We start from the raw sequence: 637 nt of genomic DNA, 5'->3' as shown, positions 1-637 counted from the left end.
GCAGCGGGCGAGTTGGTCTCTGAGCAAACGATGACCACCGGTGCTGCGCGCCTGGCAGATGAGGCCAAGGCGTTCGGCGTCGACGATGAGGGGCTTGCCCAGGCAGCAGTACAAGCAGCTGTAGGTAGCGAGGTATCGAAGTCGACGGGGGCGTACTCCGCGTCGCCTTCCACGGCGTCGGGCGCGTCGGCAGCATCGGCAACGACTGATTGGCTCCTCGATGTTGTGGGTGCAGAACTCGGTCGTCCACTGTCAGCTACGGAGCAGAGCGCACCGGCTACCTACGACACTGCGGCAGTCGAGGCAGCCCTCCAGGAGGGGTGAGCATGACGGTGACAACGTGGCGACCACAAGCTAGAGAGGACGTGCCTGAACTCACGATGAAAGTCGATACGCAGGTGCGCGAAGCCCTACCACTGGCAGAGCAGCGCCTGCATATCAGCGAGGGCCGGCCCCCCGTGGCGTGGCTGGTCGGTGCACATGGAGGATCTGGCGCATCGACACTCGCGCAGGTGTTCGCTCCGCTGGGCGATGCCGACAAGCAGTGGCCCACCCACGACGAGCACCCTATGTGCGTCGTGGTGTGCCGCTCTACACGAACGGGTCTCGACGCAGCACAATCTGCGGTCCTCCAAGC

General features: G+C 64.7%; 1 protein-coding gene and 1 pseudogene. Both read left to right on the top strand.

Features of this window, described 5'->3' with window-relative positions; genetic code table 11:
• Positions 1 to 324, top strand: a 324-nt coding sequence (locus KBX18_RS11755; RefSeq protein WP_255996273.1) for a hypothetical protein, incomplete at its 5' end; no start/stop codon positions are given.
• Between the two features lie 2 nt (positions 325 to 326).
• Positions 327 to 637 (top strand): annotated as a pseudogene (locus KBX18_RS11750) (hypothetical protein); the annotation flags it as partial.

The sequence above is a fragment of the Corynebacterium sp. CCUG 69979 genome, assembly GCF_024454095.1.
GTDB classification, from domain to species: Bacteria; Actinomycetota; Actinomycetes; order Mycobacteriales; family Mycobacteriaceae; genus Corynebacterium; species Corynebacterium genitalium.
Note: the sequence above shows the minus strand (reverse complement) of the source record. Positions and strands in the feature narration are given on the sequence as shown.